This window comes from Mycobacterium pseudokansasii (assembly GCF_900566075.1).
Lineage (GTDB): Bacteria > Actinomycetota > Actinomycetes > Mycobacteriales > Mycobacteriaceae > Mycobacterium > Mycobacterium pseudokansasii.
Map to the genome: position 1 here is coordinate 898,017 of NZ_UPHU01000001.1, position 23,147 is coordinate 921,163.

At 66.4% G+C, this 23,147-nt stretch carries 25 protein-coding genes and 1 pseudogene; 5 read left to right on the forward strand and 21 right to left on the reverse strand.

Translation table 11 applies throughout. The annotated features are described in order from the left end of the window. Positions 1 to 12 precede the first annotated feature (12 nt). The 3 genes from EET10_RS04165 to EET10_RS04175 all read left to right on the forward strand — a co-directional run bounded on the left by EET10_RS04165 (position 13) and on the right by EET10_RS04175 (position 3,272). The gene (locus tag EET10_RS04165; RefSeq protein WP_063468171.1) at positions 13 to 279 is read left to right on the forward strand and encodes a DUF1918 domain-containing protein; all 267 of its coding nucleotides are present in this window, start codon (positions 13 to 15) and stop codon (positions 277 to 279) included. A gap of 30 nt (positions 280 to 309) precedes the next feature. Beyond that, a complete protein-coding gene (locus EET10_RS04170; RefSeq protein WP_036399506.1) occupies positions 310 to 2,388 on the forward strand; it encodes an adenosylcobalamin-dependent ribonucleoside-diphosphate reductase in 2,079 nt (692 codons plus the stop codon). A gap of 80 nt (positions 2,389 to 2,468) precedes the next feature. After that, positions 2,469 to 3,272 carry a ribosome hibernation promotion factor gene (locus tag EET10_RS04175; protein WP_036398528.1) on the forward strand — a complete coding sequence of 268 codons (804 nt, stop codon included), beginning with the start codon at positions 2,469 to 2,471 and terminating at the stop codon, positions 3,270 to 3,272. Positions 3,273 to 3,282: 10 nt separating this feature from the next. On the opposite strand, the gene phoU is transcribed toward EET10_RS04175, so the two are convergent. The 4 genes from phoU to EET10_RS04195 are packed head-to-tail and all read right to left on the reverse strand — an operon-like array spanning position 3,283 to position 7,172. Continuing rightward, positions 3,283 to 3,948, reverse strand: a complete 666-nt coding sequence (gene phoU, locus EET10_RS04180; protein ID WP_036398527.1) for a phosphate signaling complex protein PhoU — start codon at positions 3,946 to 3,948, stop codon at positions 3,283 to 3,285. Between the two features lie 23 nt (positions 3,949 to 3,971). Then, positions 3,972 to 5,393: an RtcB family protein gene (locus EET10_RS04185; RefSeq protein WP_063468159.1), complete on the reverse strand. Its 1,422-nt coding sequence runs from the start codon at positions 5,391 to 5,393 to the stop codon at positions 3,972 to 3,974. A gap of 12 nt (positions 5,394 to 5,405) precedes the next feature. After that, a complete protein-coding gene (locus EET10_RS04190; protein WP_063468160.1) occupies positions 5,406 to 5,828 on the reverse strand; it encodes an archease in 423 nt (140 codons plus the stop codon). Between the two features lie 12 nt (positions 5,829 to 5,840). Then, positions 5,841 to 7,172: a phosphoribosyltransferase family protein gene (locus EET10_RS04195; protein ID WP_063468161.1), complete on the reverse strand. Its 1,332-nt coding sequence runs from the start codon at positions 7,170 to 7,172 to the stop codon at positions 5,841 to 5,843. Between the two features lie 236 nt (positions 7,173 to 7,408). Here EET10_RS04195 and EET10_RS04200 point away from each other — a divergent pair, with 236 nt between their 5' ends. Continuing rightward, complete coding sequence (locus EET10_RS04200; protein ID WP_036399503.1) at positions 7,409 to 7,840, forward strand: DUF2267 domain-containing protein; 432 nt, start codon at positions 7,409 to 7,411, stop codon at positions 7,838 to 7,840. A gap of 49 nt (positions 7,841 to 7,889) precedes the next feature. Here the strand turns inward: EET10_RS04200 and EET10_RS04205 are convergent, their stop codons facing one another. The 13 genes and pseudogenes from EET10_RS04205 to EET10_RS04265 form a co-directional block, all read right to left on the reverse strand. Next, the gene (locus tag EET10_RS04205) at positions 7,890 to 8,306 is read right to left on the reverse strand and encodes a hypothetical protein (protein ID WP_081260752.1); all 417 of its coding nucleotides are present in this window, start codon (positions 8,304 to 8,306) and stop codon (positions 7,890 to 7,892) included. 438 nt (positions 8,307 to 8,744) lie between these two features. Beyond that, on the reverse strand, positions 8,745 to 9,179 hold the full coding sequence (locus EET10_RS04210) for a CBS domain-containing protein (protein ID WP_036398523.1): 435 nt from the start codon (positions 9,177 to 9,179) through the stop codon (positions 8,745 to 8,747). A gap of 157 nt (positions 9,180 to 9,336) precedes the next feature. Next, positions 9,337 to 10,559, reverse strand: a pseudogene (locus EET10_RS04215) (MFS transporter). Next, positions 10,492 to 11,601, reverse strand: a complete 1,110-nt coding sequence (locus EET10_RS04220) for a carbamoyltransferase C-terminal domain-containing protein (RefSeq protein WP_244601834.1) — start codon at positions 11,599 to 11,601, stop codon at positions 10,492 to 10,494. The pseudogene EET10_RS04215 and the gene EET10_RS04220 overlap by 68 nt, the downstream one beginning before the upstream one ends. Then, complete coding sequence (locus EET10_RS04225; protein WP_063468163.1) at positions 11,511 to 11,957, reverse strand: carbamoyltransferase N-terminal domain-containing protein; 447 nt, start codon at positions 11,955 to 11,957, stop codon at positions 11,511 to 11,513. Before EET10_RS04225 ends, EET10_RS04220 begins: the two co-directional genes overlap by 91 nt. A 38-nt stretch (positions 11,958 to 11,995) precedes the next feature. Then, the gene (locus EET10_RS04230) at positions 11,996 to 12,928 is read right to left on the reverse strand and encodes a leucine-rich repeat domain-containing protein (RefSeq protein ID WP_063468164.1); all 933 of its coding nucleotides are present in this window, start codon (positions 12,926 to 12,928) and stop codon (positions 11,996 to 11,998) included. 64 nt (positions 12,929 to 12,992) lie between these two features. Then, positions 12,993 to 13,898, reverse strand: coding sequence for a radical SAM protein (locus EET10_RS04235; RefSeq protein ID WP_051490197.1), 906 nt, complete (start codon positions 13,896 to 13,898; stop codon positions 12,993 to 12,995). After that, positions 13,889 to 14,281 (reverse strand): hypothetical protein, encoded by a 393-nt coding sequence (locus tag EET10_RS04240; protein WP_122501916.1) that lies wholly within the window; start codon positions 14,279 to 14,281, stop codon positions 13,889 to 13,891. The genes EET10_RS04235 and EET10_RS04240 overlap by 10 nt, the downstream gene beginning before the upstream one ends. Before the next feature lie 25 nt (positions 14,282 to 14,306). Then, a complete protein-coding gene (locus tag EET10_RS04245; protein WP_063468167.1) occupies positions 14,307 to 14,756 on the reverse strand; it encodes a cytochrome P450 family protein in 450 nt (149 codons plus the stop codon). 65 nt (positions 14,757 to 14,821) lie between these two features. Further along, positions 14,822 to 16,183: a nicotinate phosphoribosyltransferase gene (locus EET10_RS04250; protein WP_036398516.1), complete on the reverse strand. Its 1,362-nt coding sequence runs from the start codon at positions 16,181 to 16,183 to the stop codon at positions 14,822 to 14,824. Positions 16,184 to 16,297: 114 nt separating this feature from the next. Next, positions 16,298 to 16,612, reverse strand: coding sequence for an ANTAR domain-containing protein (locus tag EET10_RS04255; protein WP_036398515.1), 315 nt, complete (start codon positions 16,610 to 16,612; stop codon positions 16,298 to 16,300). A 134-nt stretch (positions 16,613 to 16,746) separates the two neighbouring features. Further along, positions 16,747 to 17,862, reverse strand: coding sequence for an alanine dehydrogenase (ald, locus tag EET10_RS04260; RefSeq protein ID WP_036398514.1), 1,116 nt, complete (start codon positions 17,860 to 17,862; stop codon positions 16,747 to 16,749). A gap of 75 nt (positions 17,863 to 17,937) precedes the next feature. Beyond that, entirely contained in the window at positions 17,938 to 19,092 is a 1,155-nt protein-coding gene (locus EET10_RS04265) for a CapA family protein (RefSeq protein WP_281279995.1), read from the reverse strand. An 89-nt stretch (positions 19,093 to 19,181) separates the two neighbouring features. Here EET10_RS04265 and EET10_RS04270 point away from each other — a divergent pair, with 89 nt between their 5' ends. Then, on the forward strand, positions 19,182 to 19,943 hold the full coding sequence (locus tag EET10_RS04270; protein ID WP_036398513.1) for a Mut7-C RNAse domain-containing protein: 762 nt from the start codon (positions 19,182 to 19,184) through the stop codon (positions 19,941 to 19,943). 49 nt (positions 19,944 to 19,992) lie between these two features. On the opposite strand, the gene EET10_RS04275 is transcribed toward EET10_RS04270, so the two are convergent. The 4 genes from EET10_RS04275 to lpqN form a co-directional block, all read right to left on the reverse strand. After that, positions 19,993 to 20,478, reverse strand: a complete 486-nt coding sequence (locus EET10_RS04275) for a hypothetical protein (RefSeq protein ID WP_063468169.1) — start codon at positions 20,476 to 20,478, stop codon at positions 19,993 to 19,995. Between the two features lie 79 nt (positions 20,479 to 20,557). Beyond that, complete coding sequence (locus EET10_RS31565; RefSeq protein WP_036398510.1) at positions 20,558 to 21,547, reverse strand: PE family protein; 990 nt, start codon at positions 21,545 to 21,547, stop codon at positions 20,558 to 20,560. 215 nt (positions 21,548 to 21,762) lie between these two features. Further along, positions 21,763 to 22,134, reverse strand: a complete 372-nt coding sequence (locus EET10_RS04285) for a group I truncated hemoglobin (RefSeq protein ID WP_036398509.1) — start codon at positions 22,132 to 22,134, stop codon at positions 21,763 to 21,765. 246 nt (positions 22,135 to 22,380) lie between these two features. Then, the gene (gene lpqN, locus EET10_RS04290; protein WP_063466608.1) at positions 22,381 to 23,058 is read right to left on the reverse strand and encodes an envelope biogenesis lipoprotein LpqN; all 678 of its coding nucleotides are present in this window, start codon (positions 23,056 to 23,058) and stop codon (positions 22,381 to 22,383) included. Positions 23,059 to 23,147: the final 89 nt, after the last annotated feature.

Below are 23,147 nucleotides of genomic sequence, written 5' to 3' on the forward strand. Positions count from 1 at the left end.
AGGGGGATGTTGATGAAGGCAAATGTCGGAGACTGGCTGGTGATCAAGGGCACGACGATCGACCGACCGGACCACCGCGGGTTGATCATCGAAGTGCATTCAGCCGATGGCTCACCGCCCTACGTCGTGCGATGGCTCGACACCGATCACGTGGCCACGGTGGTGCCCGGTCCGGACGCGGTCGTCGTTACCGCAGCGGAGCAGAAGGCGGCCGACGAGCGCGCCCAGCATCGGTTCGGGGTCGTGCAGTCGGCGATTTTGCACGGCAAGAGCACGTAGGCAGCATCGGCTCGGGCGATGGAGTCGGCCATGGCGGCTCGATGGCCGGCACAAGTTCGACGCCGAGACGCCACGTTGGTGCCGTTCGATATCGCGCGGATCGAAGCCGCGGTGGCGCGGGCCGCCCGTGAGGTCGCTTACGACGACCCCGACATGCCGGCCACCGTGGCCAGGGCCGTCGCCGACACATTGGGTCCCCGGATTGCGTCCGTTGAGCGCGTTGGGGACTTCGTCGAGGCACGGCTCGGAGAGGCAGGTCTCGACGACGTCGCCCGCGCATACATCATCTACCGGCAGCGCCGCGCCGAATTGCGCGCGGGCAAGGCACTGCTTGGTGTGCGTGACGAGCTGAAGCTGAGTTTGGCGGCCGTGACGGTCCTGCGAGAACGTTATCTGCTGCGCGACGCGCGCGGCCGGCCCACCGAGTCGACGGGCGAGATGATGGACCGGGCGGCGCGCTGTGTCGCCGCGGCCGAGGACGAGTACCGGATCGGCTCGTCGGGGCAGTGGGCCGAGCGGTTTGCGACGTTGTTGCGCAGCCTCGAATTTCTGCCCAATTCGCCCACCCTGATGAACGCCGGCACCGACCTGGGGCTGCTCGCCGGCTGTTTCGTTCTGCCGGTTGAGGATTCGTTGCGGTCGATCTTTGCGACCCTGGGACAGGCTGCCGAGGTGCAGCGCGCCGGCGGCGGCACCGGCTACGCGTTCAGCCGGGTGCGGCCCGCCGGGGACCGGGTGGCCAGCACCGGCGGCACGGCCAGCGGGCCGGTCTCGTTTCTGCGGCTGTACGACACCGCCGCCAGTGTCGTCTCGATGGGCGGTCGACGGCGCGGCGCCTGCATGGCAGTGCTCGACGCGTCGCACCCCGATATCTGCGACTTCATCACCGCCAAGTCCGAATCGCCCAGTCATCTCACCCATTTCAACCTGTCGGTCGGCGTCGGCGACGCGTTCCTGCGCGCCGTCGAGCGCGGCGGCGCGCACCGACTGGTCAACCCGCGCACCGGCAAGACGGTCGCACGGATGCCCGCGGCCGAACTGTTCGACGCGATCTGCCACGCCGCGCACGCCTGCGGCGACCCCGGGCTGGTGTTTCTCGACACGATCAACCGAGCCAATCCGGTGCCGGCACGCGGCCGGATCGAGGCGACCAACCCGTGCGGGGAGGTGCCGCTGCTGCCGTACGAGTCCTGCAACCTCGGCTCGATCAACCTGGCCCGGATGATCACCAATGGCCACGTCGACTGGGACCGGCTCGGGGCGGTCACCGAAGTGGCGGTGCGGTTCCTCGACGACGTCATCGACGTCAGCCGCTATCCCTTCCCCGAGCTGGCCGAGGCCGCCCGCGCCACCCGCAAGGTCGGGCTGGGGGTCATGGGTTTGGCGGAACTGCTTGCCACACTGGGCATCCCGTACGACAGTGCCGAGGGTGTGCGGTTGGCCGGCCAGGTCATGCGTCGCATCCAGCGGCACGCGCACCTGGCGTCGCGGCGGCTGGCCGAAGACCGGGGTTCCTTCCCGGCGTTCGCCGACAGCCGGTTGGTCCGTTCCGGCCCGCGGCGCAACGCACAAGTCACCTCTGTCGCCCCGACCGGCACCATCTCACTGATCGCGGGCACCACGGCCGGGATCGAGCCGATGTTCGCCATCGCCTTCACCCGCGCCATCGTCGGCAGACATCTGCTGGAGGTGAACCCGTGCTTCGATCGGCTGGCCCGCGATCAGGGTTTCTACCGTGACGAGCTGGTCGCCGAGATCGCGCAACGCGGCGGAGTACGCGGCTATCCCCGGTTGCCCGCCGAGGTGCGTGCGGCGTTTCCGACCGCGGCCGAGATCGCGCCGCAGTGGCACCTGCGCATGCAGGCCGCCGTGCAGCGCCACGTCGACGCCGCGGTATCCAAGACGGTCAATCTGCCGGCCGCCGCAACGGTCGACGACGTCCGGGCCGTCTATCTCTCCGCGTGGCAGGCCAAGGTCAAGGGCATCACGGTCTATCGCTACGGCAGTCGGGAAGGTCAGGTGTTGTCCTACGCTGCCCCGGAGCCGGTGCTGGCCCGGGCCGACACCGAGTTCAGCGGCGGCTGCGCCGGGCGGTCTTGCGAGTTCTGACCGTGCCCTCGGCCGCTCTCGGCTTCGTGATGACCTTTGGCCCTGGCCCGCACGCAGATTCGCGGCGTAGTAAGGAGGACATGCGCCACGAAACAGAATTACCACCAGCCATCGAGGTCGACGTGACCACCCGCGGCGAGCTTCCCGGAGCGGCCGATTACGCCCGCACCAAGATCGGCCAACTGGGCCGGCTCGCCCACCAACCGGTGCTGCGCGCGCGCGTCAGGGTTACCGAGCATCGTGACCCCGCGGTAGATCGACCCGTGGTCGCGCAGGGCAACCTCGACGTCGACGGCCGGCTGGTGCGGGCCCAAGCTCAGGGGGAGACCGCGCAGGAAGCGATCGATCTGCTCGAGTCGCGGTTGCGGCATCGGCTGGAAAGGATAGCCGAACATTGGGAGTCGCGGCGGGGCGAGCAACCGGCAGCCGGCCCGCACGAGTGGCGCCATGTATCGGAGCCCAGCCACCGGCCGAGCCACTTTCCCCGTCCGGCCGACGAACGCCGCGTCATCCGACGCAAGTCGTTCACCATGGCGCCCTGCACGGTCGACGAGGCCGTGCTCGAAATGAACATGCTCGACTACGACTTTCACCTGTTCACCGAGAAGTCCACCGCCACCGCGGGCGTCCTTTACCGTGGTGGTCCGACGGGCTACCGCCTGGCGCTGGTAGCCCCCGTTCCCGCGGATCAGCTCAGTCCGTTCGAGCTCGACGTGACCATCAGCACGCAACCGGCGCCGTGTCTGAGTCTCGAGGAGGCCACCGAGCGGCTGGGCCTGCTCGGGCTGCCGTTCCTGTTCTTCATCGATGCCGCCCAGGGCCGTGCCAGCGTCCTGTATCACCGCTACGACGGTCATTACGGGTTGATCACCCCGGCAGGCTAACGGCCTAAATTTAATACGTCCCGATTTCCTGTTCGGGAAGAACAGCACCGGTCGCTTCGAACACCACGCGCCTGCCGATCTCGACGGCGTGGTCGGCGAAGCGCTCGTAGAAGCGGCCCAGCAATGCGATGTCGACAGCGCTTTTGACCCCGTGCTTCCAGTCGCGGTCCATCAGTGTGGTGAAGAGCTGTCGGTGCAGCTCATCCATCTCGTCGTCTTGTTCGCGAATGTGGGCTGCCATGTCGGTATTACGGGTCATCACCACTTCCTGTGCGCAATGCGCCAGCTCTGCTGCGGCCCTGCCCATTTCGGCGAAACCATGCTCAACTTCGGTGGGCAGCACGTGTTCTGGCTGTCGCCGCTGGACGATCTTGGCGACGTGCACCGCCAGCGCGTCCATCCGGTCCAGGTCGGCGACGATCTGGATGGAGCCGACGATGCTGCGCAGCTCGCCGGCCACCGGCTGCTGCAGCGCCAGCAAGCTGAAGGCGCTCTCCTCGGCGCGTTTTCGCAGCACCGCCAGCTGGTCATGGTCACTGATGACCTGCTCCGCAGCGGCGGCGTCGGCCTGCAACAGCGCCCGCGTTGCACGCTCCATGGCCGCCGCGGTCAAACCGCATAGCCTGCCCAGCTGATCAGCCAGGTCGGTGAGTTGCTCATGGTAGACGGTTCGCATGGTGTTGTGCCCTCCTTGTGTGGTCAGCCTTTAACGACGCCCAGCGGCACCAGCCGCGCGACCTTACGCGCCAGCCCGGCGCGGTCGCTGGTCTCGATGACGGTGTCGATGTCCTTGTATGCCTCGGGCTTCTCTTCGGCCAGCCCCCGCCGTGAGCTGCCGCGGACGAGGATGCCGGCCCGTTCCAGACCACTGCGCAGCGCGTCGGCGTCGGTGTGGCGGGCCGCCTGGTGCCGACTCTGCACTCGGCCGGCTCCGTGCGCCGTCGAGAAGAATGCCGGGTTGTCCGGTACTCCCGCCAGGACATAGGAGGCTGTGCCCATGGTGCCTGGGATCAGCACCGGCTGGCCGACCGCGGACAGGTCGGGGGGCAGGTCGGCATGGTGCGGCGGCAGCGAGCGAGTCGCCCCCTTGCGGTGCACACAGACGGTGCGCAACTGGCCGTCGACGGGATGCTCTTCGAGCTTGGCCAGGTTGTGCGACACGTCGTACAGCACGTCCAGCGTCGTGGCGGTCTCCTGTTCGAACACGCGACGGGCCGCCTCGGTCAACAGTTGACGGTTGGCACGTCCGTAGTTGGCCGCGGCTGCCATCGCGGCTAGGTAGGCCCGACCCTCGGGGGAGTCGACCGGCACGCATGCCAGCTGTCGGTCGGGCACCTCAATGCCGAAGCGGCCCATGGCATTTTCCATCTGCCGGACGTGATCGGTGCAGATCTGATGCCCCAGGCCCCGGGAGCCGGTGTGGATCATGACGCAGACCCCGCCCGCGGCCAGCCCCATGCTCGCGGCCGCGCCGTCATCGTAGATGCGATCGACGGCCTGCACCTCGAGGAAGTGGTTGCCAGAACCCAGGCTGCCGATCTGACCGAGGCCGCGTTCGATCGCCCGCTCGCTGACGGTGGCCGAGTCGGCGCCGTCGAGCACGCCGCCGTCTTCGCAGCGCTGCAAGTCCCGTGTGACGCCGTGGCCCTGGTCCACCGCGAAGCGGGCGCCGCCGGTGAGGACCTGCTCCAGCGCGCGGCGGTCCGGCAGGCGCCACACACCTTTGGTGCCGACTCCGCGCGGTATGGCCGCATCGAGGCGGTCCATCACCGCCCGGATCCGTGACTGCAGCCGGTCGCGGTCCAGCTCCGGGCTCACCAGCAGGCGGACCCCGCAGGAAATGTCGAATCCGACGCCGCCGGGGGAGACGACGCCGCCGTCGTCAATATCCGTTGCGGCCACACCGCCGATCGGGAAACCGTATCCCCAGTGCACGTCGGGCATCGCAAAGGAGGCCCGGACGACGCCCCGCAGGGTCGCCACGTTGGCCACCTGAGCCAATGCCTGGTCCCCGGGTGCGTCGGGTAGCAGCTCGCGAGACGCGAACACGATCCCCGGCACCCGCATGGCGCCCTCTTGTTCGATCCGGAACCGGTATGGAGTCTCTTCGATCAGCCTCATGCGGCGGCCCCGTCAGACGTCCAGAGTTACCGAGCATTGCCAGCCATGCTCGTCGCGTACCAGGCAAAGGTCGTTGAGCGACACCGCCTTTGGCACCGCTCCCACCTGAGCAACCGCGCCGGCATCGATCATCTCCAGCGTCATGTCGACACCGCCGTCAGCCTCGCTCAGTCTCAGGTCGGCCGGGGCCTGGCCGGTCGTCTCCAACAGGTAGATGACCTCCTCCAGGGCCGCGACCAGCAGGTCGTCGTCGCGGTTCGCGGTGATCCGGCGTCGCCGGGTCTGTTGTGCCGTGGCCGACGATGTATCCAGGAAGCTCTCCACCGTGCCGAGCACCGCCTGCCTGATGCACCCGTTGCGGGTGGGTGCCCACGCCTCGATGCGGAGATCCGCCGTGTGCGGGACACTTCGATGCCCTGATACGTTGTGGCGCATGGCTTCTCACATCTACCCGGTGGTGACGGCGCGGCTCAGGTGATCGATGAACCAGTCGCACGCCAAATTCGCGACCTGTTCGAGCGTGCCCGGTTCTTCGAACAGGTGCGTCGCGCCGGGAACCACCGCGAGCTCGCAGGGCCCAGGGATCACCGCTTGCGCCTGTCGGTTCAGCTCGAGGACCACGTGATCGCGTCCACCCACGATCAGCAGGGTCGGCGCCGTGACGTTCGACAGCGAGCGACCCGCGAGATCGGGCCGACCACCGCGGGACACCACCGCTCGCACCTCCATTCGCGGGTCAGTGGCCGCGACCAGCGCTGCGCCCGCCCCGGTGCTCGCGCCGAAGTAGCCGACCGGCAGGTCCCCGGCGTCTGGCCGGGTGGCCAGCCAACGGGTTACGTCGACGAGTCGAGAAGCCAACAGCTCGATGTCGAAGACGTTGGCCCGGTTGCGTTCTTCTGCGGGCGTGAGCAAGTCGAACAGCAGCGTGCCAAGACCGGCTCCATTCAAGACATCGGCCACGTACCGATTGCGTGGACTGTGCCGGCTGTTTCGGCTGCCGTGAGCGAAAACTACAATTCCCCTGGGGTTTTCGGGAATGATCAGGTGTCCGGCCACCGAGACGGGGCCAGCGAGCACCCGGACTTCCTCGTCTCGAAGGGGTGGGTCGGCCCCGGTGTCGATCGCCGCAGCCGAGGCAAAGTCTTTCCGGGCGCGATCGAGGAGCGCGATCACCTCGTCGTCGGAGGTTTGGGCGAAGTTGCGGTAACCCTGTCCGACGGCGAAGAAAAGCGGCGGGGTTTCCAGGCACACCACCTCGTCGGCATATCCGGAGAATCGCGCGACGATGTCGTCGGGGCCAATGGGAACGGCCAGGATCACCGTGCTGGCCCCCTGCGCGCGGGCGACTTGGCAGCCCGCCCTGGCCGTCGCGCCGGTCGCGATACCGTCATCGACGATTACCGCGATCCGTCCGGTCAAAGGGATCCGGTCACGTCCGCGGCGGAAGCGTTCCACGCGACGTCGCAGTTCGATCCGTTGCGTGCATTCGACCGCCCGCACGTCTTCGTCATCGAGGCTTGCCGCGCGAACGACGCCGTCGTTGAGCACTCGCACGCCGTCCTCCCCGATGGCTCCAAAGGCCAATTCCGGTTGAAACGGCACCCCGAGCTTGCGTACCACGAGGACGTCGAGTGGTGCCTGCAGTGCCTCGGCGACCTCGAAGGCCACCGGCACCCCGCCGCGCGGTAGCCCGAGGACGACCACGCCTTGGCCGTACAGATGCTTGAGCCGCTGCGCTAGCTGCCGTCCGGCGTCGCGGCGATCCGCAAATGGGCTCATCTGCCGAGTGTGTCGCGATGTAAGGCCCAGCGGAATGGAATTAGGTCCCTTGGGTGACTGACCACGGTCCCTTGGACCGGCGGTGTCACGCAGCGGGCCGGGGCGAACGACTGCGGAGATCGGTGACATGTTGTCGTCCCATTGGCTTTGTGCGGCGTTAGTAAGTAGTGACTTTCGGCCCCTGGCGGGTGGAATGGCGGCCGGTGTGTGCTGGAGACAGCCGCGAGGAGGTAGTCATGCCCGCCAACACGAAGGTTTCGGCGCTCGACCATGCGATGCATGTTGCTCACACGTGGGTTAACGAAGTGGCCAAAGAATTCGGCACCGATGATCGCGAGTTCGCCTATGGAGTGCTGCGGGCATGGCTGCATACACTTCGGGATCGGCTTCCAGTGGAGGCAGCTGCGCACTTTGCGGCCCAACTGCCGGACCTGATCAGGGGCATCTTCTACGCGGGTTGGGATCCCAGTGGCGTCCCGGTGAAGTACAACGCCGAGGCCTACATCGCCCGGTTTGCCCGTGACGCGAACATCTCGCTCCGGGACGTCGACAACGCGGCTCGTGCGGTTACCGCTGCCCTACTGCACTTCCTGCCACCGGCCCAGGTGGCCAAGGCTCTCGATCAGCTCCCGAACGAAATCCGGTTGCTGCTGCAGCCCCAGGCGTAGCCGCGGCACAACTTCGGATGCGCATGAAGTTCCGGGGCCGGAAGTAATTTCATCGCTGACCTTCGAACGGGGTCGATCGACGCGCCGATGAACATTCGGCAGATGACCCAGCCGTATGCCTTCCGTCGGTGAGCCGCACGACATATGTGCGGTCGGCACGGTGATACTCAACGGTGCCGCCCTCGACGATCATCCCAACCAGCGCATTGCCGTCCTCGAAGAAGTACGCGTCGCCTTCTTGGCGCATGGAATCGATGTGGCAACCGGGCACAATCACGACGCTCCTGCGGGGATCATCGGTAAGGACCAGGATCCTCGCACCGCGTTCTACTGCCGTCTTCGCCGTTGCGTTCTGCCCCGCCTTCCTGGCGCCGGGGTGCTCTACGGCCTTCTTTGCTTTGGCGGTCGTCTTCTTGGCGCTCGTCTTCTTCTGCGGCTTCTGTTGTTCCGTGGCGTGCTCAGCCATTGGCGTTGCCCTCTCTATGAATCACCGGTTGCTGTAATGACACAATGTCGCCACGGCACGCCGCTGCTCATTCCTCCTCCAGAAACGTTGTTGGACAACACATTAGCGTTCTCCTGTACCGGCCTTAAGCCCCTTCGGCGCACCTGTTCGACCACCCGGGCGACTGGCTAGCTTGGCGGAACGTGTTCCCCGGGCCGTGGACATTCGCCGGGCACATGGATGAGGACTGTGCTGTCTTCGGACGTTGCGGCTTGGCCGCGGCGATGTACGGTGATGTAGAGCCATCCGGCTTCAATCGACTGTTTGCAGCGTGCGCATTGCGGGTGGGCAACCATATGCTCCTCACTTCCCAGGCCTCACTGTGTCCACCATCGGTTCACGGGCGGGCGACTTCCCGTCTTCGATGAACACTCGTGGCTTGCCATCTGCTCCGAGGGGTCAGCGACTGGTGATTGCTTGCTGCGCGCAGATCGCCTTGACGAATTGGGCTATTGCGTGTTCCGGTAAGTGCCGGGCGATATCGGCTTCGGAGACGATGCCCACCAGCCGGTGACCCTCGATGACCGGCAGCCGTCGCACCTGATGCTCTTCCATCACGTTGAGCATCGCTTCGATGCTGGCGTCGGCCTCGACGTGGTAGGTGCTGCCCTGGGCCAGTTCGCCGGCGGTCATCGTGTTCGGGTCGTGGCCGGCGGCAATGCATTTGGTGACGATGTCGCGGTCGGTGATCATGCCGTGCAGGCGGTCGTCGTCCCCGCAGATCGGCAGGGCGCCCACCCCCAGGTCACGCATGTGCCCGGCCGCAGCGGCGAGGGTCTCATGTTCGCCGATACAGGTCGCTCCGATGTGCATGATGTCTTTGGCGGTGCTCATGGCATTTCTCCTGTAACTTCGGTAACGCTAGGTTTCGACGGTGCGGCAGTCTGAAATCTAGACATGCCGATCGCGCCGTTCTAGGGCCATTGGGCCTTCGGGGCGACGACGTTGGGCCCGGAAAGGTAGCCGTGAGACTCACGAAAACGCACCGCCGTCACCTGCTCGACGTCTCCGCGACGGGATCCAGCTCCCGCAGCGAGGACAGTCGCAGTGCCACCACGCCGATCGCGATCATCGGGATGGCCAGCACCAGGAACGTCCGCCGCATTCCGGTGGTTTCGAAGAGCGGGCCGGCCAGCAGGTAGCCCACCGGGCCGGCCCCATAAGACAGCGAGGTCATGACGCCGACGACGCGGCCCCGCAGCCGCGGGGGCGACTTGATCTGGGTCACGTAGTTGTAGATCGGCGCGACCGGCCCGTAGACCAATCCGATGAGCCCGCACAGCAGCAAGAGCACCGCCAGCGGCGGCGACAACGAAAACAGTGCGGTGCACCCACCGAGCGTCAGCGTGGCGACGAGCAGCATGGTGCGCCGGCTCAGCCACCGGACCAGCAACGGGTAGGCCGTGGCGCCGGTCAACCCGCCGATACTCAGTGCCATCAGCACCCAACCCAGGTGCGCCGGTTCGTTGCGGTCGGTGAAGTACTTGGGAAACAGCACGCTTTGCATCGGCAGGTACAGCCCGGTCATCGCCAGGTCGATCAGCGCCAGCGTGCGCAGCACGGTGACGTTCCACACGAACCGCAGCCCCCGGACCATCCCGGACCACGCCTGTGCCGGTCGCTTGCTGACCGGTCCGGCGCCCGCCAGCCGTAACACGCTGATCGCCGAGATGGACAGGCCGAACGCGCTGGCGGTGACCACATCGTGTTGACCCCGCCTATGGTCCCGATCAGCATGCCGCCGACTCCGGGCCCGATGATGTAGGCGACATGGTAGCTGGCCTGGTAGGCACGATCGAGCGTCCACCCCGCCTGCGCGGCGGCCTCGGGCAGCATCGATATCCGCGCGCTAATCGCTACCGGCTTGAACACCGCGCCCAATGCGGCCAGCACCGCGAGGACGCCGACGGTGACGCTCTGGGGACCCAGGCCGACGGCCAGTAACGGCACCGCGGCCGTGCTGCTACCCGAAATCGCATCCGAGATAATCGAAATACCCTGCCGTCCAAAGTAATCCACCGCAGCGCCGGCGATCAGCGTGGAGAGCAGCAGCGACAACGACGCGGCGCCGGCGACGATCGACGCATCGACCACGCTGCCGGTGCGCTGCAGCACCAGCCGCGGAAACGCGACCATCGAGATACCGTTACCCGCCGCGGCGGTCAGGGCCGCCAACAGGATGAGATAGACCGGGCGGCGCGACAATGCGGACAAGGGCCGGGTACTCAGTGATTCGCATTCGGCGGCCGGAGCACGATCGCCCTCCGACGCCAGAGGTCGAGCAATTCGGCGACAAGGTCTGCCCATTGGCGCTCGTCGCCACCCCATCGGATACGGAGTTCGCCGACGGTCGGGCTGCCGTCGCAGCGCACCAGCAGTTCGAACGCAGCCGGTGAGACACACACGCTGACGTCGTCGAAAAAGCGGGACGCGGTGCTTTCGATGGCGTGCCGAAACCCGCCATCCGAAACGACAAGGCGCGCCGCACCACCTTTTTGTAGGGCGCGAGGCCGAGGGTGAGCGAGGGAAGGGTGGTGTCCAACGAGCCGACGTGCGCGACGAGGCGCTCACCGAGGACCATGCGGTCCAGGCCCATGCCGAGGAACGCGTCGACGGCGTCGTCAAGTGAGTCGACGAGTGGCTCGCCCGCACGGTTGAACGACGTGTTGATGAGGACGGGCACGCCAGTGCGTTCGCCCAACGCCTCAAGCAGCTCCCACAGCCGGGGATTGTCCGCGCGGGCAACGGTCTGGCCTGCGAGGGCCGCGCGCCGGTCGGGCCGCACCTCGACGACGACGTTCATGTGCCCCAGATGTGTGTGCGTGGCGGGCAGTTGAGCCCGCCCGATCAGTCCCGCACCGGCCAGCCGGTCGAATTGTGCTGCGGGCGTGGCGAATCGGTAGTCGCCGTCGGGCAGAAGTTCGAACATCGAGGCAAAGAGATCCCCATACAGCCCGGCGTCGCCGTCGGCGGCGAGCGCCATCACCTTGTACTCGTCGAACACGCCGAATCCGACGACACCGATCATCCGCTGGTAGAACAGCCCGAGCGACTGTTCCAGCGTAAAAGTGCGCCGGATCGCCGGGCCGTCGCGGCGCCCGTCGGCCACCAACCCGGAGGCATACCCGCCCGTGCCGTCCTCCCCGATCCCGTCGAGCACGAGAATCAGCGACTCGTCAAAAGGCGCACACCGCAACGCACTCCACGCGTGCGCCTCGTGGTGTGCGCAGAAGCGCAACTTGGGGCGACCTCCCACCCGAGGTGGCGACGGAACAGGCCCGCGATCCAGGACACGCCGTCGCGCTCGGTGGCGCGGGTATCTTCCAGTGCCATCCGTCGCGCGTATCCATCGGCGGATGTCCGCGAGAGGCTGACGGCTACCGCGTCGACATCCTCGCTGGTGAGTCCGCCGTGAGCGAGGCAGAATGCGGCGGCGCGGGCCGGGAAGAAGTTCGAGTGTTTCAGGCGCGAGAGCCGCTCCTCCTCCACCGCGGCGACCACCCGCCCGTCGACCATGAGCGCCGCCGCGGCGTCGTGGCCGCTGAAGCCGGGCAGGATGTTGTCTTCGTGCTCGGCGCTGATGCCGCCGAATGCGATGCCGAGCGTGCGCATGCAATCAGCGGCGATCGAAGGCGAGAGCGCCGGCCGGGCTAGGCAACCGCCACCGGCGTTGCCGCCGCGATCGGATTGCCCTCCAAGCGCGCACGGCTGAGGCTGGGCAGCTCGTCGAGGACGGCCGGTCGCGCGGTGAATGCGTTGTCCCGCAGGTCCAATTCCTCGAACGCGGTAAGGCCCGTCATGGAGGTGGGCAGCGCGCTGAGCCGATTTGCGCGCAGGTTCGCGACGTGCAGCGACGTCAACGTGCCGAACGAGTCGGGCAGCCGTGTCAGCCGGTTGTTGACCATCGACAGCGTCGAGAGCGCCTGCAGCTCACCGAACGACTCGGGTAGCTCGGTCAGCCGGTTGTAGCGCATGCCGAGCAGGTGCGCCTGCAGGCCGAGCAAGGTTTCCGGGAGATCCGTCATGACTTCCACGCCGCCGAGCGCCTGCATGGGCGTCTGCGTGGTGAGTCCCAGCATCTTGAATCCGAGTCCGCCGCCGGCGTTCTCCTGGCATGTCGAGAGCCGGTTAGCCCCCAGGTTGAGGTCTTCGAGCGCGCGCAGCCCGCCGAATGCGTCGGGCAGCCGCTCGAGTTCGTCGTTGTCGAGGTCGAGCACGCGCAGCGACTCGAGCCGGCCGATGCTGTCGGGCAACTGCCGCAAGATGTTTCCGGCGAGCGTCACCGCGCGGAGCCGGGTAAGCGCGCCAAAACCCAGCGGCAGCGCCGAGATCGGGTTGCGAGCGCACCCGAGCACCTCCAGCGCCCGCAGCTCCAGCAGCGACTCGGGCAGGCGCGTGAGCTCGTTGTTCTCGACGTCGAGCTGCTCGAGTCGGGTGAACGCGCCGATCGACTCCGGCAATTCGCGCAGCCGATGCGTCGACACGTTGATCGTGACGACATGGCCGTCCCGCACCGTCACACCGAACCCGTCGACGCCCAGCTTCGGGTGTACCGGGAGTTCTTCGCCCAGTGCGGCCGCCAAGTCGTCGAGTGCGCGTCGCTCTTCGCCGGGCGGGTTCTCTCGTATGGTGTTGTCTCCCTCCGACTTACAGGTTGCGCATAAACTCTTCGTTGCGGCGCAGGTTTCCCGATCGCGCCGTGTGGAACGATGCCAGGATCTTGTCGCGATCGTGCGGCAGCGTCCCCCGCACAGTGAGGTGGTTGGACGGGTGATTGGATCGCACCACCATGGGCCGCCGCGGGCGGGTGCCCTCGATGATCCGCTCGAACTCGTCCAGGTATTGCTTCTCGTCCAGCAGCTGGAACGTACCCGCCTCGACCTCCTCGGCCAGCTTGGTGCGCGGCGTGACCATCAGGCTGAGGAAGCCCACGTAGTCGGGGGAGACGTTGGTCAGGATGCGTGCGGTGGCCTCGGCATGATCGTCGGTGTGCCGGACCCCGCCGAGGCCGAGGATGACCTGACACGACAGCTCCAGCCCGGCATCGATCGCCCGTAGGCAAGCGCGTTCCACCTGCGCGGATCTACCGCCCTTGTGCACGGCTCGCAGTACCGTGTCGCTGCCCGACTCGACGCCGACGTAGATCCGCTTGAGCCCGGCGGCAACCAGCGCCCGCAGCTCATCGTCGGTCTTGCGCAGGATGTCGAGCGGGTGGGCGTAGGACGCGATATCTGCCGCAGGTTCGGGAACCGTTCCCGGCAGCGGGCCGGCCGCCGCAAGGAGCGTGTCCGTCGGCGCGCAGAGCGCGCTGGCGAGCGTGAAGAACACCTTCTCCACCGCTGCGCCGTACTTGTCTCCCGCCTCGTCGATGTCGGCGAGGATGTCGGCGGGCTCGCGCACGTAGCTCTCGGTCTTGGGCATCAGGGAGCACATGCAGAATTTGCAGGTCGGTCGATTGCAGCCGATGCTGGGGCAGGCGTCGTAACCGAAGCGCCCGAAGTGTGCCGTACCGGTGACGATGGCCCGCAGGTAGTAGGGCGTGTTCAGCACCACGTCCGGAACCGCTCTTTGACCCGCAGCGCCTCGTCGATCAGCCGATCCGGGTCTCGAAGTCCGATCGGGTCGTGCTCGTCGTAGGCGCCGTAGAGGCCGAGTGTCACCCTGTTGCCGTTGTCGGCGATGCGCTCCACCGTCGGCTCGATGCTCGAAATCGGTTGCTCGGCAAGGTGAACGATGAACATCGCGCGTGGGTCGTCGCGCACGTTGTCCAGCGCGGTCTGGAACAGTCCGGTGAAGCGCTTGCCGCCGGGGCGGATTGCCCGCCACTCGTCGTCGAGGGCGTCACCGCCGAACACCGTGACGAACAACTGGACGCGCTCGAACCCCTCGCGCGGCAGCCGGCGCATGCCGTTGGTCGATAACGAGACGTATTCCATGCCTTCCACGTAGGCCCGGATCCGGTCAGGGAAAAGCAATGGCTCGCCGCCGATCAACAGCGCGGTCTCGCGAACGACGCCACGAAGTCGACCGGTTGCCCCCCGCGGATGTCTGTTGCATCTCACCGATGAGAGCCTCGGCGGCGGCACGCGCCCGCTGTTCCCAGGCGGCGAGCACCTTCCGGGTGAAGTGCGGCCGCAGGAAGCGGCGCAGGAAGGTGTGGCGTGGCGGATCGTCGCACAGCAGCGGCGGCGCCAGCCCTGCCGTGAACTGATCCATGCCACCCGCGGGGTTGATCGCCGAGGAGAACACTGCGGGTGCGCGAAGCGCCGCCGCAACGTCGTCGTATGTGGATACGACCCAGCATCGCCGCGACTGGCTGTAGCAGACGGGTGCTTCGGCACGTAGTTGGGCGAAGAACGAGTATGGGTCCTCGATATAGTCCGGCGCTTCGGGGTCGATATCGAGCTGCATGCGTTCGATTGTCTTGCGCGAGCGCGCTTTTGTCGGTAGTTCGGGGTTTTGTGGCCGAAACCGGATCACCTCGGCGGCCCCGGCATTGCCGCGCCGGAGTGCCGTATCCGCTCGAGTTCACCCACCACCGCGTCGCTGACGACCACCGGGTATGTGTAGCCGGTGTCCTCGAGTGAACGAAGCTCCGGCGGCAGCGCGTCGGTCTGCTGCCGCGCGCGGTTGCGTGCGGCAGCCAAGTCGGACACGTGCTGCGCGAGGCGCCGGCCGTTGCTCATGACGGGCGCCAACAACGGCTCACCGGGCAGTTTTTCGTCGTGCCGGCCGAGCATGTCCCCGTGGAACCTCCCGTGCTCGAGGGTGCGGAACACCTGCTTGCGACCCGGATAGATCACCTTGCCGCTGGACAACTTGGTGCGGCCGATGCCGCCGTATTCCACCAGCTTGTAGGCCATGTCGAGGGCGGGCGCGTCGGCCGCGACGACCAGCTTGGTGCCCACGCCGAAGCCGTCGATCGGGCAGGCTGCAGCCACCAGCGCGGCGATGCGGTGCTCGTCGAGGCCCGACGAGGCGAAGATCTCGACCTGGTGCAGACCCGCGGCGTCCAGCCGTGCGCGCACTGCCGTCGACAGTGCGCCGAGGTCTCCCGAATCCAGCCGGACCGCCCGCACGTCGAAGCGATCGCCGAGTCGTCGCGCCAGCTCGATGACCCGGTCGACGCCGCGCAGCGTGTCGTAGGTGTCGACGAGCAGCGTGGTGCCGGGGTAGAGGCGGGCGAACGTGTCGAAGGCGTCGCTCTCGTTGTCGAAGGCCTGCACATAGCTGTGGGCCATCGTGCCGAACGCGGGAATCCCGTAGTGGCGGGCCGCCAGAAGATTCGACGTGCCCGCGGCACCGGCAAGGTAGCTGGTGCGCGCCACCTTCAGGGCCGCATCGGCGCCGTGGGCGCGCCGGGCACCGAAGTCCACCACCGGCCGTCCGCGTGCGGCGCCGACCACCCGCGCGGCCTTGCTCGCGAGCACACTTTGCAGGTGAATCTGGTTCAGCACAAAGGTTTCGACGAGCTGCGCTTCGATGATCGGCGCGATCACCGCGACAATCGGCTCGTTGGGAAAGACCACGGTTCCTTCCGGCACCGCCCAGACGTCTCCGGTGAAGCACACGCCGGCAAGCCACCGCAGGAACTCGTCGGAAAACTGGCCAAGACCACGAAGGTAGTCCAGGTCCTGATCGTCGAATCGAAACGATTCCAGGTAGTCGGTCACGTCGGCCAGGCCGGCGGCCATCACGTACGACCGGCCCGGCGGGAGCTTGCGGAAAAACGTTTCGAAAACCGCTGTGCCCGACATTCTTTGGGTCCAGTAGGCCTGCGCCATCGCCACTTCGTACAGATCGGTGAACAACGCCCCGATATCCTGACGGATGGCCATGGCTGCCGGTTACCCTCTGCCTCTCGGCTCGTAACGTCTACACGTGCGGACAAGAACTTCGAACATCATTGGTGTCCAATGAATTTGGCAGGCCAATGGAGCCACCGGCATCGGCTAGTGCGATTGCGGCGCGGGTTCGCCGTACCGATCCTGCCCGGGCCTGGCCAACAGGTCGCCCCAGGCGCGGCTCACGGCGGCGACGACGGCGTCGTCAACGTCGTACGTCGCGTCGTTCTCGGCGATCGCCACCAACCCGTCGGCCAATTCCATCGGGGCCACATTGTGCCGCTGGGCCGTTTGCACGATGTCGGTGAACGCCTCGTCGAGGCTGCAATGCCGCAGCGCAACCAGCACACCCTCGGCGGCGCCGAGCCTTCGCTGGCCACCGCGGCGAGCATCGCGCGCGCGGTCGGTCTGTCGTAGTTCCACCGTGTGCTCCCTTGTTGGCGATGCTCTCGATAGTGGCCAGCCGCGTCGTGGTGTGGGCAGAGTCATAAGGCCCATCAACGTGGGGCCGAAGGGCATCCCGGTGCCGGCCCGACCGGCCGAAGCCTCCCGATCGGTCAGCTCAACAGCTGCGCCGGATCGGTGAACGGCAACTCCAGGTCGGCGCCCACCTCGTCGCTGAGCAGCAAACCCTCGTGGGTGGACAGGCCGTTAGCCAGCGCGACATCGGACCGGCACGCGGACTGCCAGCCCTGGTCCGCCAGCTTGAGCACATAGGGCAGCGTCGCGTTGGTCAGCGCGAACGTGGATGTCCGCGGCACCGCGCCGGGCATGTTGGCCACGCAGTAGAACACCGTGTCGTGCACGCGAAACGTGGGCTCGTCGTGAGTGGTGGGCCGGGAGTCCTCGAAGCAACCGCCTTGGTCGATCGAGACATCGAGCAGCACCGCGCCTGGTTTCATCTGCGCCACAAGCGAATTCGACACGAGTCTGGGTGCCTTGTGCCCGGGTACCAGGACCGCGCCGATCGCCAGGTCGGCCCGCATGACCGCACCCTCGAGTTCCAGGCCGGTGGAATACCGGGTGCGGATCCGCCCACCGAACTCGGCGTCGAGCTGGCGCAGCCGCTCGATATTCACGTCGAGGACGGTGACGTGCGCGCCCATCCCGGCGGCGACTCGCGCCGCGTTGTAGCCCACGGTGCCGGCGCCGATCACGACGACATCGGCCGGCCCGGTACCGGGCACCCCGCCCATCACGATGCCGCGTCCGCCGGCCGGCTTCATCAGCTGGTAGGCCCCTACCTGGGCGGCCAGCCGGCCGGCGACCTCGCTCATCGGGGCCAGCAACGGCAACTCGCCGTCGACCGTCTGCACCGTCTCGTAGGCGATCGACGTGACCCCCGAACGTAGCAGCGCTTCGGTGCACGGTAACGACGCGGCAAGGTGCAGGTAGGTGAACAGGATCTGCCCGCGGCGCAGCAGTCCGTACTCAATCTCGATGGGCTCTTTGACCTTCAGCAGCAGCTCTGCGTCGGCCCATACCTGTTCAGCGGCGGCGGCGATCTTGGCGCCGGCCGCGACGTAGTCGGCGTCGGGAATCGACGATCCTTCACCGGCGCCGGCCTGGATGGTGACCTGATGGCCCCGCCGGGTCAGTTCCCTGGCGCCGGCCGGGGTGATGGCGACGCGGAACTCGTTGTTCTTGATCTCGGTCGGGACGCCGACGCGCATGGCAACTCCTGGGGTTGGTCGATGACGCCGACGACCATATCCGGCGGGTGCGCACGTCTGGCCGGTGGTGTGGCCTCAGCCCCGCACCGCCACCGGGGAATGGGTGTCCCCGGCTGAGGAGACCTCGAGCAGATCGTCGGGCCCGGCGGTGACCCGAATCCCGAACCTGCGGCTGACGTGTTCGATGGTGCGGCGTAACCACTCGGTGTCGGTCGAGGAGGCTCGGTGCAGGCGCATCTGCTTGACCCGCAGCGGAATCATCTTCAGCGAGAACAGATTTCCCGTCGCAGGATCGGTGGAGGTCAAATACAGCAGCCTGAGGTCGCCGCGGAACGATTCGTGCCCGCCGATGCCCTCGTAGTCGTCGATGACGTCACCGCACCCGTACATGATCGGTTTGCCGCGGTAGATCTCGATCGGCCTGGGATGGTGCGACGAGTGGCCGTGCACGATATCGATGCCGGCGTCGATCAGCCGGTGCGCGAATGCGATTTCACCCGGCGCTACCGCGTAGCCCCAATTGGATCCCCAGTGCACCGAGACGACGGTGACACCATCGCCTTTGCCGTCGCCCTTGCCGGCCAGCACCTGTGCCGCGACGTCATCGGCGGCCTCGCGTTGTGACGGGTCACGGACCAGCCACACACCGGGCCGGTTGTGTTGCGCGGCCCAGGATTCGGGGACACCGCTCGACGTGGTCGCGACCGAGCCGATGACGACCCGGTGCCGGTCGCCGACCGTGACCACCGCCGGGCGGCGAGCGGTGGGCAGGTCGGGACCCGCCCCGGCGCCCCGGATGCCGGCGGCCGCGAGGGCCGCGACGGTGTCGGTCAGCCCCTGGTAGCCGAAGTCGAGAATGTGGTTGTTGGCCAGCGCGCATGCGTCCGGTCGCAACGTCGTCAGCGCCGCCAGGTTATCCGGATGCATCCGGTAACACACCGGCTTGCGGTCTGCGAATTCTGTGCCGGTGGTGATCGTCGTCTCCAGATTGACCACGCGGACGTCGGTGCCGACGTCGTCGAGGACATCGAGCACCTCACCCCACGGCCACCGCCAATCGACGGGACGCGGAATGGGCCCGTTCACCCGCTCGGCCAGTCGGACATACCCCGTCGCATCCCGCAGGTACCGCTCACGCAATTCCGGGTGGCCGGGGTGCGCCAGGATCTGATCGACACCGCGGCCGAGCATGACGTCGCCGCCCAGCAGCGTCACCACAGCAGAGACCACGCCGAACCACCGCCGTCCACCGTCAATCGGAACACCGCACTTCGGTGTACCTACCAACCAGCTTCCCCGCAAGCGGTAGAACATGAGGAGTGGTCGGTTACGTGGATGTGCGGGCCTACGCGGAACTCAACGACTTCGTCGACCCGGAGTCGCGCGGTCTGACTGTGCGCAGACCGTTCCGCAGCCATCAGACGGTCAAGGATGTCCTGGAAGCGATGGGCATTCCGCATACCGAGGTGGACCTCATCCTGGTGAACGGTCATCCAGCTGATTTCAGCCACCGGCCGGCCGCGGGGGACCGCATTGCCGCCTATCCGATGTTCGAGGCGCTCGACATCGAGTCGACGACCAGGCTGCGGTCGGTGCCGTTGCGTAATCCGCGGTTCGTGGTGGACGTGAACCTCGGCCGGCTGGCGCGGCTGCTTCGACTGCTCGGCCTGGACGTGTGGTGGTCAAGCGCCGCCGATGACCCGACCCTGGTCGACGTCAGCGTGGCGCAGCAGCGAATCCTGTTGACCCGAGACCGTGGTCTGTTGAAGCGCCGCGCCGTCACCCATGGGTTGTTCGTCCACTCCCAGAATCCGGAAGAGCAGACGCTCGAGGTGATCCGGCGACTGGACGTGCGACAACGGCTGGCGCCGTTCACCCGTTGCGTGCGATGCAACGGCAGGCTGGCCGCGGTCTCCAAGGACGAGGTGATGGACCGTCTCGAGCCGCTGACCCGCCGCTACTACCAGGAATTCAACCGCTGCCTGGACTGCGGCCGGATCTATTGGGCCGGTTCACATCATGCGCGGCTGGTCCGCCTGGTCGGACGACTTCTTGATCAGTTGTCCAGCTATGCCGGATGAATCAACGACGACGAGGCACTGAAGGCGCTGGCGCACAACCGATTCCGTACTAGCTGGCCGGAGTCAATTTGACCGCGGCGAGCTTCAATCGGTCGACCGCCTCGGCGAACTCGTCGAGTGTTGGGATGCGTGGGTCACGGAATTTCAATCCCATCATCCGTTGGGCGCGTTTGGGACCGTAGGACTGGGCGCAGCGCAGGAAAAGATCTGATACCACTTCGCGGTCCCGGATGAGCTCGCCCCGCATGGCGGTCGTCTTACCGTCGTAGAGGACCTGCGCGGGCGCGCCGCCGCGGAAATTCTGCTTCCACCCGGCGCCGGTCAGCGCATACAGCTCGTCGTCGATCACATGGGCGCTCAACGGAAGTGAAAACTGCCGTCCCGTCTTTCGCCCCGTGAAGTTCAGCACCATCAGTTGTTTGCGTATCGGGCCCGCCAGCGGAGTGCCCAGGAGGAAGCCAAGAACCGGGTTGACGGCCCGAAGCAGGGCCGAAGGCGGGTGACCGACGTCCACCGCGTACGACTGTTCTGTCATGCCAATACCGTAGGGCAATGCGGGCTGGTAGCGGGGGGTTTGCCGCACTCTCTCCTTGCCCGGTCCGCTGGTGAGCGACTTAGGGACCCAGTGCCGTCACGAGCAGTTCTGGTACATATTCCAACAGGGTCGGGACGAGGCCGCCGAAGTGTGAGCCGGTGACGGTGAGTGTATTGAGTAGCGGCAGACCGGGCAGCGTGGCCGTCGCGGTCAGCGGTTCGAGCGGACCGAGAAGCCCGTTTAGCGGGACAGTGGCCGTCACGGTGAGTCCCGGCAGCAGTAGCTGCGTCGATAGGGTCTGGTGGCCATTGAGGAAACCGTCGACAATGTGGGCCGGTGCACCCAAGAGTGCGGTGGCCGCTCCCACCGGGTCCCCCGTGAACACAGCGCCGACAAATGATGTGGCGCTTGTTCCGGCCGCCACGGCCGCGTTGAACGGTGCACCTAAGGCGTTGAGCCCCAAAAGCTCTGGCAGTCCGGGATTCAACTCGAGTGATAGGCCCGACAAAGTCAGGGACGGCGACAGCGACATCGGTGCGGAGATCGCTTGATACAGCGTGGTGCCACCCTGAGCGAGGCGTACGGGTATGCCCAGGAGCGGCAGCGGATTTCCGGTCGTCAGCGACGTGGAGATCAGCTGCGGGTACCCGGTGACCGCTTTAAGCAGGGAAGGTGCCGTCTTGTTAGTCCAGGTATTGCTGATTCTTTGCAGATTGGCGGTGGTATTCGCGACGAGGTTCTGCAACGGATCGGTGCCCGCCGATGCTGCGGCGGCGGTGAATGAGCTCACATTGGCGGCCTCGGCGCTGCAGTAGGCGCTGGTGCCCGCATTCAACAGTTTGACGAACCGCTCATGAAATGTCTGAGCTTGGGAGCTGACTAATTGATATTCCTGGGCAAAAGCGCCGAACAGCGCCGCGATCCCGGCCGATACCTCGTCCTCTGCCGCAGCTGCCAATGCTGTTGTCGGGCCGGCAGCGGCCGCACTCGCCTCGCCCAATGTGGAATGCATGGCCGCCAAATCTTGTGCTGCCGTTGTCACCGTCTCCGGCGTGAGCACAAAAGACATTTCTGCCTCCCATCGATTCGTTACCGCGGTCGCTGGTCATCGAGACGACGGTCAGCTTAATGGCGAGCCCGCGATACGGGCGGAAAACGTGAAGTCTTTCCTGGCCCAAATCACCGTCCTTCGGGCTGGCCTTGTCGGGCCGCTGGTCGTGGTGAGCTGATGGCGGTGATCACGCGGCAATGCGTCGCGGTCGATGCCCGGCTGCGAGCCGGGGTTCACACTTCGACGATTTCCCCTTTTGTGGTCTGGATGAACGCGACAACTTCGTCGTGTTCGGCTTGAGGGACTTCAAATCTCTTCAGGGTTGCGTCGGCGTGCTGGAGGAAAATGGCCCAATCGCTTTCACTGATACGCATGCCTCGATGGGCAAGGGTCATGTCTCGGCCCCGGTAATACATGGGGCCGCCGGTTGCCGCGCATAGAAAATCGACGAGCAGTTGGCGTTCCCGCTTCAGGCCGTCCTCGCCGCGGTGCTGCCAAAAACGGCCGAGCTGCGGATCATTTTGCAAGCGGTCCACGAGATCGTGGCTCACAGCGCAAATGGCGTCGTAACCGCCCAACCGTTCGTAGAGTGTTCTGTTGCTCATCGTCGTCCGTTCGGCTTGCGTTGGTGCGGGACACCTGCACTTGTCGATCCAGATTGTCGTTCAGTGTAGTGAATCCGAAGCAAGGCGTGCTGTCGACTGCCGCCGATGGTGTTGTGCCACAGTCAAAGCCATGCGATTCCGGCGTGAGTGCGCCGCCACAGGCCGGTCGTCTCGCGCCACACGTGACGCACCGACGCGTGGCTCGCCGGCTCCCGCCGGCGGGCCAGGCGCTGGCCAGCTACTGCGTTACTGCGTGATCGTGGTCTGCTCGTCGATGACGCTGGTCGCATCCATCAACGGGCCTTGCTCGCTTTCCAGTGAGTCGGCGTTGAGCTGAAGCACGTAAACGGCGTCCTGACCGGGGATCACCACCGTCTTCTGGGCGACGGCGCGTGTCTTGCCGTCCCGCACGTAGGTGCCGCCCAGCTGCCAGGCATGGAAACCGCTGAGCGTGGACGCGGACCCGTTGCCCGAACCCTGGTATCCGGGCAGGTTCTGCAGTTCGCCGGGGGCATACTCGATGATTTTCGCCGGGTCCACGTTGCCGGTGAGTTTGGAGACCAGTGCGGAGATGGTGGGCGGGTCCTTGGGGTCGGCCGGCTGACTGTAGACGATGGCGCCGTATGAGGTGCTGCTGTCGTTGGCTGTCTGCCAGCCGTTGGGCATCGGCAAATTGATCGTCGGCGAGCCGGGATCACCCAGGTGGACCGGGGTTTCGGTGATGTGGTTCTCGTTGAGATAGTCGGAGATGGTCTTCTTGGCCTGTGCGCCCGGTGTCGCGCTGGTCGAAGACGCGGAGGTTGTCGACGTGGAACTCGTCGTCGATGACGTCGACGTGGAGGTCTTGGTTTCGGTCTTTGAGCCGCAACCGGCCAGCGCCAGGCTCACCGCTGCGACTGCGACTACCGCGGTCAGGTGCTTCATATATTGCATCTCCCGAATCTGGGTCCCGGTACCTGCACCGGCGACGTCGGCACTGAGACTAGCCGAACCCGCGCGAAACGCGGCCGGTA